The 14,093-nt window shown below is 73.6% G+C and carries 13 protein-coding genes and 1 pseudogene; 6 read left to right on the forward strand and 8 right to left on the reverse strand.

From position 1 onward, the window contains the following. Window positions 1-3: 3 nt before the first annotated feature. The 8 genes from ABZ948_RS04215 to ABZ948_RS04250 form a co-directional block, all read right to left on the reverse strand. Window positions 4-1,383, reverse strand: coding sequence for a YcaO-like family protein (locus ABZ948_RS04215; protein ID WP_359757073.1), 1,380 nt, complete (start codon window positions 1,381-1,383; stop codon window positions 4-6). After that, on the reverse strand, window positions 1,380-2,861 hold the full coding sequence (locus tag ABZ948_RS04220; protein WP_359757075.1) for a CocE/NonD family hydrolase: 1,482 nt from the start codon (window positions 2,859-2,861) through the stop codon (window positions 1,380-1,382). Before ABZ948_RS04220 ends, ABZ948_RS04215 begins: the two co-directional genes overlap by 4 nt. After that, on the reverse strand, window positions 2,858-3,694 hold the full coding sequence (locus ABZ948_RS04225; RefSeq protein ID WP_359757077.1) for a hypothetical protein: 837 nt from the start codon (window positions 3,692-3,694) through the stop codon (window positions 2,858-2,860). Before ABZ948_RS04225 ends, ABZ948_RS04220 begins: the two co-directional genes overlap by 4 nt. Before the next feature lie 93 nt (window positions 3,695-3,787). After that, window positions 3,788-3,901: a streptamidine family RiPP gene (amiA, locus tag ABZ948_RS04230; RefSeq protein ID WP_268256018.1), complete on the reverse strand. Its 114-nt coding sequence runs from the start codon at window positions 3,899-3,901 to the stop codon at window positions 3,788-3,790. A 58-nt stretch (window positions 3,902-3,959) separates the two neighbouring features. Then, entirely contained in the window at window positions 3,960-4,781 is an 822-nt protein-coding gene (locus tag ABZ948_RS04235; RefSeq protein ID WP_359757079.1) for an ABC transporter ATP-binding protein, read from the reverse strand. A gap of 20 nt (window positions 4,782-4,801) precedes the next feature. Further along, window positions 4,802-5,809, reverse strand: a complete 1,008-nt coding sequence (locus tag ABZ948_RS04240; RefSeq protein WP_359757080.1) for a FecCD family ABC transporter permease — start codon at window positions 5,807-5,809, stop codon at window positions 4,802-4,804. Beyond that, a complete protein-coding gene (locus ABZ948_RS04245) occupies window positions 5,806-6,951 on the reverse strand; it encodes a FecCD family ABC transporter permease (protein ID WP_359757082.1) in 1,146 nt (381 codons plus the stop codon). Before ABZ948_RS04245 ends, ABZ948_RS04240 begins: the two co-directional genes overlap by 4 nt. Before the next feature lie 104 nt (window positions 6,952-7,055). Continuing rightward, window positions 7,056-8,033, reverse strand: coding sequence for an ABC transporter substrate-binding protein (locus ABZ948_RS04250; RefSeq protein ID WP_359757083.1), 978 nt, complete (start codon window positions 8,031-8,033; stop codon window positions 7,056-7,058). A 94-nt stretch (window positions 8,034-8,127) separates the two neighbouring features. Here ABZ948_RS04250 and ABZ948_RS04255 point away from each other — a divergent pair, with 94 nt between their 5' ends. From ABZ948_RS04255 to ABZ948_RS04280, 6 genes and pseudogenes are all read left to right on the forward strand, one after another. Then, the gene (locus ABZ948_RS04255; protein WP_359757084.1) at window positions 8,128-9,327 is read left to right on the forward strand and encodes a hypothetical protein; all 1,200 of its coding nucleotides are present in this window, start codon (window positions 8,128-8,130) and stop codon (window positions 9,325-9,327) included. 325 nt (window positions 9,328-9,652) lie between these two features. After that, on the forward strand, window positions 9,653-10,498 hold the full coding sequence (locus ABZ948_RS04260) for a class I SAM-dependent methyltransferase (protein ID WP_359757086.1): 846 nt from the start codon (window positions 9,653-9,655) through the stop codon (window positions 10,496-10,498). A gap of 247 nt (window positions 10,499-10,745) precedes the next feature. Then, a complete protein-coding gene (locus ABZ948_RS04265) occupies window positions 10,746-10,913 on the forward strand; it encodes a hypothetical protein (protein ID WP_359757088.1) in 168 nt (55 codons plus the stop codon). A gap of 15 nt (window positions 10,914-10,928) precedes the next feature. Continuing rightward, window positions 10,929-11,015, forward strand: a pseudogene (locus ABZ948_RS04270) (TniQ family protein); the annotation flags it as partial. A 427-nt stretch (window positions 11,016-11,442) separates the two neighbouring features. Further along, a complete protein-coding gene (locus ABZ948_RS04275) occupies window positions 11,443-11,967 on the forward strand; it encodes a hypothetical protein (protein ID WP_359757089.1) in 525 nt (174 codons plus the stop codon). Between the two features lie 366 nt (window positions 11,968-12,333). Next, window positions 12,334-14,093: tetratricopeptide repeat protein (locus ABZ948_RS04280; protein ID WP_359757091.1), on the forward strand; the 1,760-nt coding region annotated here is incomplete at its 3' end.

The raw sequence follows: 14,093 nt of genomic DNA on the forward strand, positions 1-14,093 counted from the left end.
CCCTCACATGTGGGGCGGAGGAGCCAGGGTGAAGTCCTCCGGCGCGGTCGGCGCGCTCGTCCGCCAGCCCCGGGCGACGGCGGCCTCGGCGAGGCGCGGGCAGCCGAAGTAGCCGAAGGCGGCAGGCGCGTTGGGAAGGAGCCCGGAGACGAGGACCCGGGCGACGCGCAGGGGCGTCTCGGCCACGTCCTCGGTGGTGAGGTCGAACGTCATGACGCGGTGGCCACCTTCGTGGAGCGCGCGTTCCAGCCGGTCCCGGCTGCCGGGCTCGACCTCGTCGATGGAGACGGTCCCGTGCGCCGGTCCGGTGAACCGCCGGGCCTCGGACGCCATCCGCCCGTCCAGCCACACCTGGACGTGCGCCCCCAAATCCCGCACGTGCTCGAACTGTTCGCCGCACACGTCCAGATAGCGGCCGTCGGCACGATGGTCCAGGTAAAGCCCGCGTGCGAGCAGCCCGGCTTCGACGGCCTGGAAGACCCAGCCGTCGGGGTCGGTCAGTCCTCGGGTGAAGACCCAGGTGTGGACGGCTTCGAGAACGGCCTTGCGGGCGGCCTCGGCCGGATCGTACTTGCAGGCGAACCCGGCGGCGTAGAGGCCGAGGCGGGGATCGTGGACGAGCGCGGCCACGCAGGGGGCGAACTCGGAGGGCATTTCGACGAGGTGGACGTCGAGCGCGGATCCGGCGAGGTCGTCGGTGAGACCGGGGACGCTGGCCGGGTCGATGCCGCGGGTGGGTCCGTCGAGGTGCCACCACACTTCGAGGGCGTCGCGTTCGACGATTTCCAGCAGGCCGCGCTCGGCGGCGTCGTCGAAGCCCTGCCCGGTGGCTATTCCCGCGTAGTTGAGGTGGTGGGTGCGTGGCAGTGTGCGCAGTTCGCCCTGGCGCCAGTTGAGGTGAGTGAGCGCGACAGGCGCCCACACCTCGGCGGTCCGTCCCCCGGGCAGCCGTTCGATGCCTCGGGTCCACAGGGACGGCGTTTCGGCGGTGAGGGGGCGGTAGGGGAACTTCTCCCGGGCGTACTGCCAGTCGGCGTAGGCCGGCAGCTCGTCCGGCCCGTAGAGCCGCAGCCCCTTCTCGGCCAGCGCGGCGGCCGTGGCGCGCATGGGGGCGTCTCGGTGGCCGGGCGGCGGCACGCGGTTGCCGCAGTATCTCTCTATGCCCTCGGCTATCGCGGCTGTCCGAGCGCCCTCGGGATCGCCGAAGGTGGTGCCCAGCGACACCCGGTCGGCGGGCCACAGGCCGAGCCGGCGCGCGTCGGCGATCTCGGCGGTGAGCGCGGTGTAGCGGGGCGGTGCGCCCGCGGGGTGGTCGACGGGCTTGACCGTGCGGACGATGCCGCAGACGGGGTCGACGAGAGCTTCCAGCGGCAGCGCCGTCATCGCAGGATCTCCTCTGCCGGGTCGGTGGGAGTGGGACGGGACATGAGTACGGGCAGCCGGAGCGCCACGCTTCCGGCGTCGACCTCGCGCCGGGAGGCGAGCAGCCGGGTGGCCGTGACCGGGTCGTCGCCGGTGTGCGGGTTGCGGGCGTGAGCCGGGAAGTGGTGCCCGGCGATCTCCAGACGGAGCCGCGTGCCCGCGGCCAGTCGCCGCGCGAGCCGGCCGAGTCGTACGGTGAACTCGCCTTGTCCGCCGGGTGGTTCCTCACGTCGGACGACACCGACGGCGAGCCGCTGAGCGACCCCTCGCGGTGTGAGGGCGACCAGCCGGACGGCCCAGTCGGCGGACGGGGTGTCGGCGGTGGCTCGCAGCCGCACCTCCACGGGGCCGACCACGTCCAGCGGACGCGGCAGCGGCGGAGTGACGAGCAGACAGCGGTCGGGCGCACCGTTCCTGGGGACAGCCAGGTCCGCGGACGACATGGGGCGTTCGGGGTCGGCCGTGAAGGAGGAGCCGTGCAGCAGCCGTACGTTCTGTGCGCGGGGCTCCCCCTCCACGTCGGCGGGCGTCCACAGGGGGCTGCCGCCCAGGCCGACCGCGCCACGGTGCCCGCGACCGAGGTCCCCGGCGAGGGCGCGGCGGGCCCAGCGCACGTAGAGCTCGCCGAGGTTCACCCGGTGCGCGGGCCCGGCGTCGGGGCCGGGTTCGGCGCCGAGGCCGTGCCCCCAGGGGCCCAGCAGCAGCCGAGCCGACGGACCGCCCCAGCGGCGCCACAGCGCGACGGTGTCCTCGGCGAAGTGGTCGTGGTGGCCGCCCACCGCGAGCAGGGGCATCCCGGCGTGCTCCGCTCCGGCGAGAAGCCGCCCGCGTTCGCGGTGCCGCCAGAGGCCGGGCCACGAGGGCAGGCTCCGGCCGAGCCGGTCGGGGAGGCCGGTCAGCGGCAGATGGGTGAGCAGGCCGGGGTCCGCCGCGAGGGCTTTGGCCAAGGCGCTCTCGTCGGAGTCCGGCCGGTCGCCGTGGGCCGCCCACCACCCGGCGCGGGCCAGCAGCCGTTCCACCCCGGAGGGTTCGCGGGCCGTCTCGGCGGTGCCCAGCGCGGGCACGGCGGCGATGACGGCGTCGGGCCGGGCGTCGGTGGGCGCGTCGAGCGCGAGGGTGAGGGCGCAGTGGGCGGCGTAGGAGGCGCCGACGGCGACCAACCGCCCGTCGTTCCATGGCTGTCGGCGGATCCAGCGGGCGGTCGCCGCTCCGTCGGCGGTCTCGTTCTCGTACGGGTGCCACTCCCCCGCCGAAGCGTGCCGGCCCCGTACGTCCTGGGCCAGTGCGGCGAACCCGCGGCGGGCCCAGCCGCGCAGCTCGGCGCGGTGCCGTGTCCGGTCGTAGGGCGTGCGGATGAGGACGGCCGGGAAGGGGCCGTCACCGTCCGGGAGGTGGATGTCGGTGGCGAGCCCCTCGACGGCCACCGTGAACGGCGTCATCCGGCCTGCTTCGGCATCGGGGCGACGTCGGGGACGGGCAGCACGGGGTGCTCGGTGATGGTCAGCGTGCGCAGGTCGACGCGCCGGAGCCGGCGCCGGGCGGGCAGGCCTCCCGTGTCGGGTGTGCCGGTGATCCACCGGCTGAGGTCGTCGGCGAGCAGGGCGGCCAGCAGCCCCGCGGCCGGGGCGGTGAGGTGTGCGGGCGCGCCGGACGTACGAGGTCCGCTCCAGTAGGCCGCCAGCTCGCGATGCGCGGGGGTGGCGGCGAGTCGGCGGGCCCGGACGTGTGCCGCGGTGACGTCCCCGGCGGCTGCGGCGAGGGGCTCGACGTACGCCTGCCAGCCCTCGCGGTGGCAGCGCAGCCAGGCGATGCCGCGCTCGGGCAGCCGGTCGGCGGCGTCCCACAGCCCTTCGGGCACGGGCCCGTCGAGGCACCACACGACGGCGGCGGGATCTCCGGCGGACAGGTCGTCAGGTGAGGTGCCGCTGTGGGCGGCCGTTCGCGGGTCGGCGCCCTGTGCGCGCAGGAGCGCGGCCAGTGGTGCGGTCAGGACCGCGTCGCCCAGCAGCCGGACGTCGCGGCGGTCGGCGGGCCAGCGCGGGCGCCGCGGCCCGTCCGCCAGGTACCCGGCGTCCTCGAAGGCCCGGACGACGCGGTCGAGTTCGTCGTCCGGCTCGCCCGCGGCCGTGCCGGAGAGGCGGGACAGCAGGGTTTCCTCGTCCGCGTCGCCCGTCCTGACGCTGAGGAACTCCCCCTCGGCCGTACGGACGGCGAGACCCCGCCCGGGTACAGCGACGACCTCGACACCGGGCACGAGCTGGCTGCGGGACACGTCGATCCTCCTGTGCGAAAGGGGCCTTGGAAGGGCGTGGGCCCGCCCGCAAGGTGACGGACGGGCCCACTATCGGGGGCGCTGGACCCTCGCTTACTCCTCGGTGTCCTCGAAGGGGTTCTCGACGAGCGCGTTGGAGTGCGTGGCCGAGGCGTGAGCCAGCTGACCCGGGTCGGCGATCGGCGCGAAGACCTTCTCGGTGTCCATGGACTCTCCTTCTTCATCGGGGAGATGCGGCGTTCCGCTGAGCGCCACACCAGGAACTTTAATGAATATGATTTTCATATTCTAGACTTGGGAGAGGGTGATCTGGGTAACACACGGGCCAGCCTCCTTCGGGATCCCGGCCCACCCGGCCGGCCACCCGCAGGACGTCCGCGAGCAGCCCCGGCGTGACCACCTCCTTCGGCGTGCCGTCGGCCACCACACGGCCGTCGCGCAGCGCGACGATCCGCTCGGCGAACCGGGCGGCGTGAGCCAGGTCGTGCAGCACCATCACCACGGTGAGCCCGCGTTCCTCGCGCAGCCGGACCACGGTCTGCAGCACATCGAGCTGGTGGTGCAGGTCCAGGTAGGTGGTCGGCTCGTCCAGCAGCAGGACCCGGGTGTCCTGCGCGAGCGCCATCGCGAGCCGCACCCGCTGCCGCTCGCCCCCGGACAGCGCGTCGACATCACGCTCGGCCCACTCCTCCACACCGACGTCGCGCAGTGCGCGGCGTACGACGGGGTCGTCGCCCTCGCGCAGCATGCCGAGCGGGCCGCGCGCCGCGTACCGCCCCTGCCGGACGAGCTGCCGAACGGTCATGCCGGGGACGGCCGGGGCCGACTGGTGCAGCAGCGCGACCCGTCGGGCGGTGGCGCGCCGGGACAGCCGGGCGAGGTCGTCCCCGGCGAGCAGCACGCGCCCCTCGTCCGGCCGCAGCAGCCCGGCGGCGAGCCGCAACAGGGTTGACTTCCCACAGCCGTTGAGGCCGATGAGGGCGGTCAGCTCACCCGGCTCGACGGTCATGTCGACGCCGCGCAGTACAGGTTGGCCGGGGTAGCCGAAGTGGACCCTCTCGGCGCGGATCCCCACGGAGTCGGTCATGCTCTGTCCTTCGGTCGACATCAGAACGTACGGCTCGGCGCGCGGCGCACGACGAGCAGCAGCAGGGCGGCCCCGAGACAGGCGGTGAGGGCCCCGACCGGCAGCGTGAGCCGCCCGGAGTCCAGCGCGGCCGCCAGCAGCCGTGAGGACAGCTGCGCCGCCGCATCCGCCCCGCACACCACGGCCGCGCCCACCAGTGCGGCGCCGGGCAGGGTCGCCCGCAGGTCGGCGCCGAAGACGGCCAGGGCGAGGTGCGGTACGAGCAGCCCGACGAACCCCAGCGCCCCCACGGCGGCCACCGCGCCCGCCGTCAGCGCCACCGCGCACAGCAGGGCGAGCGCCCGGGCGCGGGCTGCGGACAGCCCGGCGGCGAGGGCGATGTCGTCCCCGCAGCGCAGCAGGGTCAGCGGCCCGGTCAGCAGCCACGCCATCGCGCCCCAGGCCAGCGCCCACGGCCACAGCAGGTGCCAGTGCTGCCACACCCGGCCCTCCGTGGTGCCGACGAGCCACTGCACGACGCTGCCGAGTTCGCCCGGTGCGACGAGCAGCACCATGGCGGTGAGCCCGCCGAGCACCGCCGACACCAGCACCCCGTGCACGGCGGTCTGTGCGGGGTCGCTGCGGCCGCGTCCGGCGAGCAGCCACAGCAGCGCGGCCCCCGAACAACCGCCCACGCACGCGGCGACGACCACCGCCAGGGGTGATTCCCATCCCGCGAGTCCGAGGCCGGTCGCGGCGACGGCGCCGAGTACCGCGCCCGGCGTCACACCCGTCACCTCGGGTCCGGCCAGCGGGTTGCGCAGCGCCGACTGCAGGACCAGGCCCGCCACACCGAGGCACGCCCCCGCACCGAGGGCCACCAGGAGGCGGGGCAACCGGAGTTGGAACAGGATGTGCCGTTCCGTCGTGTCGCCGCCCCCGCCGAGGACGTCCCAGACCGCGGCCGGGGACATGCCGCGTCCGGCCACGAGTTCCACGCCGGCGCATACGGCGGTGAGTGCGGCGAGTACCGCGAAACGCCGGCTCACCGGACCTCCTCCGCTCCGGTCGGCTCACCGTGTGAGGCGGCGGCACCGGAAGGGCCGTCGCTCCCGGAAGCCCCGTGCCGGACGCCCTCCCGGGCGCCCGCGGAAGGCTCCTCCTTCTCCGAAGAACCGGAGGGCACGACCTCCGCGCCCTGCGGCGCCGGGGCCGCGGCAGGGGCGCCCGCCGCTCGGCGGCGGGCCGCCGGCCCGCGGCTGCCCGACCGGAGCATGGCGACCCCGGCGGGCACACCGACCAGGGCCGTCCACGCGCCGACCGGCGTCTCCACGGGCGCCAGCGCGAGGCGGGCCGGGACGTCGGCGACGGCCACGACGACGGCGCCCCACATGGCGGACCAGGGCAGCCAGCGCACCGCGTCCGCCGCGGGATCGAACCGCCGCGCCAGGTGCGGAGCGAGGAACCCGACCCACGCCACCGGCCCGCACACGGCCGTCACGGGCGCGATCAGTACGACGGCGATGGCCAGCGCGGCCAGCCGGGCCCGCTGGGCGCGCACGCCCAGCGCCTCGGCGTCCTGGTCCCCGAGCCGCAGCACCGAGAGCACCGGCGCGCACAGCACGAGCGCGGGGACCGCGACGAGCAGCCACGGCCACAGCCCGGTGACGTCGTCCCAGGTGCGGGCGGAGAGGGAGCCGAGCAGGTAGCGGTAGATCAGCTGGAGGTCGAGCTGGTCGGCCATCACCATCAGCACGAGCAGCGCGGCCTGCAAGGCGGCGGCGACCGCGGCGCCGGTCAGCAGCACGGCGGACGGACTGCGCCCCAGCCCCGCGGCGAGCAGCGTGAGCCCGCCGCCGAGCACGGCCCCGCCGATGGCCGGCAGAGGCTGAACAGCGGCGGGGAGGGAGACCGACAGCACCAGTGGCGCGGCCACCCCGAGCGCGGCCCCCGACGACACGCCCAGCATCTCGGGGACGGCCAGGGGGTTGCGCAGCGCCTCCTGCAGCACGAGCCCCGCCGTGCCCAGACAGGCCCCGGCGACCAGCGCCAGCACCAGTCTGGGCACGCGTAGCTCGGTGACGACGATCCCGGCGAGCGTGCCGTCCGCGTCCAGCAGCGCACCGGGCAGCCGGTGCAGCGGGACGTAGGGCGTGCCCAGGCTCAGCGCGCAGGCCGACGCGGCGACCAACAGGGCGACGACAACGGGCAGTTGCCATGCTCCCGCCCGGCGCACGGATCGCCGTGCGCCGGATGCCGGGTCACCTGCCGCGGTGTGCGTCGCGGTGGGAGCGCTCACCGCAGCGCGGCCGTGGCCTCATCGAGGACGATGCCCAGCGAACGGGTACCGCGCCCCTTGGCCCACACCTCGGAGTTCACCTCGTGGACGTCGCCGTTCTTCACCGCCGGGATCTTGCCCCACAGGGGGTTCTTCGCCAGCTTCTCCGACAGCTTGCCGTCCGCCTCGCCGAAGCTCAGTGTCTCGACGAACAGCACGTCGACGTCCGCCGCGAGGATCTCCTCGAGGCTGTAACTGCCCTCCACGCCACGGGACTTCCAGGGGTAGTCGGCCAGCTTCGGGAACAGGCTGGCGCCCACGTCCGTCTCCGGGGTGGCCACGCCGAAGTTCTCGTCGCTGCCGTAGATGACGAGCGCGGTCTTGTCACTCCTGGCCTTCTCGGCCTCGGCGAGCTTGGTACGGAAGGTCTTCTCGGCCTTCTCGCCCTCGGCGGTACGGCCGGTGAGCGCGGCGACATCGCGCAGGTAACCCACGCTGTCCTCCCACGTCTCGGGCTGCATGGGCCAGAACGTGGTGGCGTCCTTCAGCGCCGGGGCGAGCTTGCCGTGGGTGTCCTTCAGGCCGATCACGAGGTCGGGCTTGTGGGAGAGGATCGCCTCCACCTCCGGCGCGATGAACCCGCCGGGGATGACGTCGACCTTCTTCGCCCGCTCCTCCCCCAGGAAGTCGGGGTGGGCGAGGAGTGCGCTGTTCGTGGCCGTGGGGACGATGCCCAGCTCGGTCAGGATGTCGTCGCACAGCGCGAACAGGCAGACGATGCGCTCGGGTTCCTTCCCGAGGGAGACCTTGACGCCGCCCGTGTCGGTCAACGCCCGTGTCGCCTTGATGGGTTCGACGGTGACGTCGGTCTTCGAACCGGCCGCGGCGGCCTTGTCGCCCGCCGGTTCGCCGGACGAGCCGCACCCGACCAGTACCGAGCCCACTAGCGCTGCGGTGATCCAGCTTCGGACGACTCTCGACGGTGAGCGCAGCATCGATGCCCTCGCTTCTTCTCTTCTCAGGGACCCGGAACGCCCCGAAGATACATGATAATCGTTTTCAATCAGACCTGTTTCCATGGAGGCCCCGATGACAGCCGCCCTTGCCCTGCTGCTCGTCTCCGACCACGTGGAAGGATCCCTCCACGTACTGACCCTGCCGGACGGCACCGAGACGGGCCGCCTCACCGGCCGCCACCTTTCGGAGCACGCCGGGTTCCTGGCGTTGCCGGGTGGGCGGGCGGCCTGCGTCGACGACCGCAGGGGCGAGTTGCTGGTGCTCGACCCCTTCGGCGACGACCTGGTGGAGACCGCCGTCCCGGTCGCCGCGCCGGCCGAGCACCTGGCCTGCGACCCGTCCGGCCGGTGGGCGGCCGTCACGACGGGTGTGGGTGAGAACGGCGAGCCGTGGTCGGACCTGCTGACGGTCGTCGACCTCATGACGGGAGACACGGCCCGGGTGCGCACGCGCGTCGGCGAACCGGGGGTGACGGTCCTGGGCGACGGTGATCCGCTGGTCGTCCTACGGCACCGGGAGCCCGGCACGCTGGCCGTCCACCGGTTCGCCGACCTGCTTGGGGCCCCGCCCGGCTGTCCCGCGGTCGCACCCCACGCGCACCTCCCGCTGCCGGACGACGGACACGGGGACGCCCAGGACCCGCACTCCGGCCATGTGTTCGCCGCCACGGGCGACGGCGTCCACCGGGCACGCCGTGAGGGAGACACGCTCGTCCGGGAGCGGACGATTCCCTGGAATTCGCCTGCCCGCGGCTGGTACCTGCGGCTCGATCCTCGGCGACGGGCACTGTGGTCGACCCTGCGGGGCGGCCCCGCGGACCCGCTGCGGTGGCCGGAATGGACCAACCAGGCGTGGCACCACGACCTGGCGACGAACCGCACCAGCCTGACAGACCTCGGCCCCGGCCTGGTCTTCCGGCTGGCCCTCGCCCACCACCACACCGCGTTCACCCGCATCCACCCGGACGGCGACGAACTGATCCTCCTGGACGCCGACAACACCGCCCGCCGTGTCCCGCTGCCCGCCATGGACGGCGCACCGCGCCGCGGCGGCACCCCCTGGGAGGGCGTCCAACGCCGTGCGGTGGCCGCCTCGCCGGGCTCCGACTGGGTCGCCGTCACCCGCGGCGGCCACGGTGAGGTCCACGTCTTCGACGCCCGAACCGGCAGTGAAGCCGCCCGCTGGAAGCTGGACACCGCCCTGGGCCACGGCGGCCACGCGATGCTGCGCACGCGGACCGACGGCGCCGAAGGCGATCCCGTGGGTCGCTGACCGCCGGGCCGCGCCTGACGGCGGCCGGTGCGGGCGGGCGGTCGATCGGGCGGTCGGGCGGTCGGACGGTCGGGCACGGCAGCATCGGCCTGAGCCTCGGCCGCACACCGAAACCCAGCGCGTCGACAGCCGCCGGGCGGGTGGGGGGTGGCGGTCGACCAGACCCTCGTAATGGGATCCATTTTCATGTAGCGTCCGTCTCGCACACCCGAGAGGGAGACATGACGGTCCGAGAGACCCCGCTGCTCAACGAGCCGGCCGAGCGTGGCCTCGGCCGTTAGCGGCCCGGAACACCCGTCCACGAAGACCGAATCGGGAGGCCGGTATGACAGAGCACGGTGTACGGCTGGGCACGGTCCAGGAGACCCTTCTGATCCCGCTGTACGGGCGCGCGGTGGACAACCGGAAGCCGGACGCCGTCCTGCGCGACAAGCGGGCCGAGGAGATCGTCGCCTCGATCGACTACGACTTCGCCCGCTTCGACGATCTGCCGAGCCTGACCGGTGCGGTGCTGCGCACCAGCCTGTTCGACCGGTGGGTCGCGGACTTCCTGGCCACGCACCCCACCGGGACGGTCGTCGAAATAGGGGCCGGGCTCAACACGCGGTACGAGCGCCTCGACACCCGCCGCACACGCTGGTTCGACCTCGACCTGCCCGATGTGATCGCCCTGCGCCGCTCCTTCTTCAGCGACACTCAGCACCGGACGACGATCGCCGCCTCGGTGACGGACGCGGCCTGGACCGACGCTGTGACCTCCCGGCCCGGCGGTCCCTACTTCCTCGCCGCGGAAGCCGTCCTGCCCTATCTGGCCGAGACGGACGTACGCCAGGTCCTCGGGCTCCTCACCGACCGCTTCCCCGGCTCCCTGCTGGCCCTGGACACCGCCGGCCCCGGCATCGTCACGACCCAGGACCAGCACGACGCGCTGAGCAAGGTGGACGCACGGATGCAGTGGTCCTGCACCGGCCCGGACGAGCTCGCCGAGCGGCTGCCGGGGCTGACGGTACTCGCCTCACACACCCTCAGCAGCCTGCCCCGGCCGATGCACGACACACTGCCCGCCCCGCTCCAGGAAATGCTCGCCGGCCTCGCCCAGCAACGGCTGCCGCAGGTCGAGGAGTACCGGCTCAACCTCATCCGGCTGCCCGAGGCGCCCGACGGGCGGTGAGGGCTGCCGGGGCACCCGGGCTCGACGCTGCGGAGCGGCTGCTGACATCCGGTCGACGAGGTCGACGCGCACACCGAGCGCGTCCAGAGGCACGTTCCGTCCGGGCCAGCTGACCGGTGCACGCCGTATCCCGGCGAGGCCCTGGACTCCTGGCTGGAGTTCCTCGCCGCCCGCCTGAACTGCCCGTCCACGGACGTGCTCAGCGCCCTCGGCCTCCCGAACCGCGACCGCAGCCCTGGCCGTCCCGGTGCTGCCGCGCCGGACCACCCTGGCCACCCGCGACGAGCTGGCCGCCATCGCCGAGGTTACCGGTGTCGCCGAAGACGTTCTCGTGGCGATGACCCTTCAGCCCTTCGACCCGCATGCGGTGGTGATCCCGCCCGAACAGCGGCGGGTACACCGGCAGGCGCTGTGAGGCCGGGCAGGGTCCCGGTTCTGCCCCGCCTGCCTGGCGGACAGCGGCGGACGCTGGCAGGTGACCTGGCGCATGGGCTGGTCCTTCGCCTGCACCCGGCACCATGTGCTGCTGGCCGATCGCTGCCCGACCTGCCGGCGATCCCCCGCCTCCACGCTTATCCCCGGCAGGAAACTCCCCGTCCGGGGCTGTGCTCGAGCGCGGCGCCGGGGAGGCGGACCACGGCCCCCTCGCTGCCACCACCCCCTGGCCGACACCCCGGTCACCGCCATCGCTCCCGACGGGGCCCTGGAAGAGACCCAACGCCTCATCAACACCGTCCTTGCGGCCCCGGGCCGCATGATGCGCCGGCCTCTGTATGGGCCAGGCAGCGCGCCTTTGAGGGTGCTACTGCGCGATGTGAAGACTCTGGGGGCGCTGGTCCTCAACCACGCGACCTCCAACGACCTGCACCCGGTGCCCCCGCCCGAAGTCCTGGACCGTCTCGAGCGCTACCCGCGCCGCCCCCCTGCCCGCGAATCCGCAGCGCGTGCCGGACACCCGGCGCATCGATCCGCACAGCTACTACGCCCCCGGCGACGCCGCTGCCGCTGCCGTGGCGGTCACTGCAGCGATCCGCATCCTGCACGCCAAGAACATCCGCACCGCGGCCCGGGCCGTGCAGTGGCTGACCGACCGCGTGGCCGCCACCGGCCGCCCGCTCCACCCCGCCAACGTCGTCGCCCTCGGCGGCACGATCTCGCCCGCACTCGAAGCCGCACTGCGCTGCAGCCGAGCGACCAAGCTGATGCCGGGGGCGCGCCTGCGCCACCGCACCGCCGTCCACTCCACCGGCCCCCCGACCACCCAGGACTCCAGGGTCTGCATGCTGCCGACCGCCCTGTGGCCCGAATGGACCCCGCGCCTGTCCCCCCGCCGTGCCAGCGGCAAGCCCGTGGCCCAACGCGCCGATGAACTCCTCAGCGTCGCCTGCCTGGTGGCCGACAACACCAACTCGATCCGCGCGGCGACCCGCCTGACCGGCTCCAGATCTGGATCGACCAGACCGTGCTGAAGCTCGGCGAGGCCAGGGCACAGGGGCAAGTTACTGCCACACGTCGATGTGGCACAAACGGCGGAGCTGCTGGTCGGCAGCTTCTCCGGAGTGCGGCTACTGTCCTGTGATTGCTCGCTCTTGTCTTGGCGAACTGCCGCGAGCCCCGCCGGGACTACCGCGAACGTCCTCGATGGTCGCGACGGGTGGCCCGGGCCTGACTGTCGCACGCCGTGCTCCCGTCGCCGGCCGGTTCAGCGGCGCTGACGCTCTGACCGCTGCAACCGGAACGGCTCACGATCCGATGGCCCTGCGTCGGTGAGTGCTTCGGAACTCGTCATGTCGGGTGGCGGATAGCGGCATGGTGGAGAGAACAAGGGGGCGGGGATGGCGCGCAAGCGGGATGCGTGGGCGGGGTCCGCGGTGGCGGGTGCCGCGGCGGTGGTGACGGCAGGGCTGGGGCTGGTGACCAATTACGCCAGTGTCTCGGTGCCCGGGTGGGCCGCCGATCCATGGGTGGTGTGGCCCGTGTTCGCCCTTCTGCTCGCGGGCGCCGTGGGACTGCTGTGGTGGGGTCGGCACCTGGACTTCGGAGAACCGGCGACGGCACGGCTGACGCCGGTGGACCGGCTGGCCGGGAGCCGGCACGGCTCGCTGCGACGCCCGCATGTCGAGGGGGTACGCGGCCGGGACATGGAACTGGCCCTCCTGACCGGGATGCTGCACCGGCCGCAGGAGGAACTGGCGGTGATCTGCGGGGCGGGAGGGCTGGGCAAGACCACGGTGGCCGCACAGCTGGCGGCCCTGGCCGAGGCAGACGGCCGGCAGGTGTTCTGGGTGCGCTGGCGCGACCCGCTGGATCTGGCACAGCAGATGACCCGGGTCGCGGTGGCCTGCGGACTGCCGGAGGCGGAGCTGGAAGCCGCCCGGGCCGGCCGGCAGAGCCTGCCGGACGTGGTCTGGCGGCAGCTCGCCTCCGCGCGCCGATGGCTGCTGGTGCTCGACAACATCGACGAACCCAACGCCCTGGACCCGGACGGTGAGCCGGTGGCGCTCTACCGCGGCTGGATACGGCCCCACGGGCGCGGACTTCTGCTGATCACCAGCCGGGACACCAGCGAACAGACATGGGGGCGACGCGCACGCCTGTTGCCGCTGCAACCGTTGGCCCTGCCCGATGCCGGGCAGGTGCTGCTGGACGCGGCATCCCGGGCCGGCACACCTGAGAAGGCGCAGGAACTGGCGGAGCGCCTGGGCAGGTTGCCCCTGGCGTTACGGGCGGCGGGTTCCTACCTGGCCACCCCCACCAGCCGTTACCGTACGTTTGAACGCTACCGCCGGGCGCTGGACGCGGATCTGGGCACGCTGCTGGGTGCCGCACATCCGGATGCCTCCCGTCCGGACGTCGCCCGTACCGTTGTCCGCCACACCTGGGAGCTGTCCTTGGACCAGCTCGCGGCAGAAGGACACGTCCTGGCCCGGCCGCTGCTGCGACTCCTGGCCCTGCTGGCGCCGGCCCCCGTCCCGCTGTCTCTGATCGATCCCCACCTGCTCCATGCGGTGACGGGAGAACCCGCCACCATCGCGGGCGTAGAGGCTGCGCTGGCGGGCCTGCACCGCTATGGACTGCTCGGCCTGCCCGAGGATGCCGGCCCTCACCCGCGGCCGACGATGGAGGACGATCTGCCCGCCCAGGTAGTCCTCCACCCCTTGGTGAGGGAGATCAGCGCCCTAGCCCTGGCACAGGAGACTCCAGGTCTCACCGTGTGGCGCCGGGCCGTGGCCGCGCGGCTGAACATGGCCGTCCACGACACCGTCCGAGCGGCTCGCTCCGGCTGGTCCGAAGCCCGGCTTCTCGCCCCTCACCTCTCGCTCCTCCTCGACCACCTCGCGACGCCACAAGATCTCACGGATGCCACGGGCACCCTCAACCAGCTTGCCGACATGCTGTATGACGCGGGCGCCTACGCATCGGTACACGAGCTGAGCCGCCACCTCCTGCAGGCACAGACCCGCGTCGTGGGGCCGGACCACCCCGACAGCCTCGCCAGCCGCCATCGCTTGGGCAAAGCTCTGGACGGCATGGGCCAGTACGCGCAGGCAGCCGACCACCACCGGCAGGCCCTGGACGATCGCACCCGCGTCCT

The organism is Streptomyces olindensis (genome assembly GCF_040645895.1).
Lineage (GTDB): Bacteria > Actinomycetota > Actinomycetes > Streptomycetales > Streptomycetaceae > Streptomyces > Streptomyces olindensis.